We start from the raw sequence: 1492 nt of genomic DNA, 5'->3' as shown, positions 1-1492 counted from the left end.
CCGCGCGAGCGACGCGTCGCGCGTGCGATTCACCTCGCCCGCCAGCTCGAACAGCGTGGCCACCGCGACCGGCGTATTGAAGTCGTCGTTCATCGCGGCCGCGAAACGCTGCGCGTGCGGCTCGTTCCAGTCGAGCGCGAGCGTGTCGGCTTCGACATCCTTCAGCGCGGTATAGAGGCGCGTGAGCGACGCGCGCGCATCGTCGAGATGCACGTCGCTGTAATTGAGCGGCGAACGGTAGTGCGTGCGCACGATGAAGAAGCGCATGACTTCCGCGTCGTAGCGCTCGAGCACTTCGCGGATCGTGAAGAAGTTGCCGAGCGATTTCGACATCTTCTCGTTGTCGACCTGCACGAAGCCGTTGTGCATCCAGTAATTGACAAACGTCTGGCCGGTCGCGCCTTCGCTCTGCGCGATCTCGTTCTCGTGGTGCGGGAATTGCAGATCCTGCCCGCCACCGTGAATGTCGAAATGCTCGCCGAGCAGCGTGCAGCCCATTGCCGAGCACTCGATGTGCCAGCCCGGGCGACCCATCCCGTACTTCGACGCCCACGACGTGCCTTCCGGATCTTCCGGCTTCGCGCGCTTCCACAGCACGAAATCGAGCGGATCTTCCTTCGCGTCGTTCGCGGCGACGCGCTCGCCCGCGCGCAGATCGTCGAGCGACTTGCCCGACAGCTTCCCGTAGTTCGCGAACTTGCGCACCGAGTAATTGACGTCGCCGTCGGTCGCCTGGTATGCGTAGCCGTTCGTCTCGAGCGCCTCGATCATGCCGAGCATCTGCGGAATGAACTCGGTCGCGCGCGGCTCGATGTCGGGCCGCTGGATGCCGAGCGCGCTTTCGTCGTCGTGCATCGCGCCGATGAACCGGTCGGTCAGCGACTTGATCGTCTCGCCGTTCTCGACCGCGCGGCGGATGATCTTGTCGTCGATGTCGGTGATGTTGCGCACATACGTGACCCGGTAACCGATCGCACGCAACCAGCGCTGGACGAGGTCGAACACGACCAGCATGCGCGCGTGGCCCACGTGACAATAGTCGTATACGGTGATTCCGCATACGTACATCCGCACTTCGCCGGACTGGCGCGGCACGAAAACTTGCTTGTCACGCGCGAGCGTGTTGTAGATGCGCAGTGATTCCATAGAGATGAACCGTGAGCCGAAGGAAACCGCCCTGGCGAAGCTCGCCCAGCATGCGAAACGGACGGACCATCTGCTGCGGCGCAAGGCCGAGCGTCCTCGATATCACATGGGGCGGTCAGGCTGCAAGCACAGCGGTGACGGCCACGAGAGGCTAAGAAAGACTGTCTGCCGCTCGCCGGAACGCGCAGACGTTTTGTTAGAATGGCTCGGAGTATAACATTCCGATTTACGCCTATGAAACCTCATCGCGGCCGCGCGCAGAGCGCTGCGACCCTCGTTGCGACCACCGTCATGGGCGTCGCGCTGACGCTTTTCGCGGCCCCCGCGGCGCATGCGCAGAAAGCCC

Annotated in this window: 1 protein-coding gene; it reads right to left on the bottom strand. The window is 63.3% G+C overall.

What is annotated here, in order from left to right:
* Positions 1–1146: cysteine--tRNA ligase (cysS, locus tag JYJ84_RS36490; RefSeq protein ID WP_205190284.1), on the bottom strand; the 1146-nt coding region annotated here is incomplete at its 3' end.
* Positions 1147–1492: the final 346 nt, after the last annotated feature.

The organism is Burkholderia sp. LMG 13014, from assembly GCF_905232215.1.
In the GTDB taxonomy this organism is placed as follows: domain Bacteria; phylum Pseudomonadota; class Gammaproteobacteria; order Burkholderiales; family Burkholderiaceae; genus Burkholderia.
The sequence above is the reverse complement of the archived record's forward strand: the minus strand, read 5'-3'. Positions and strand labels throughout refer to the sequence as shown.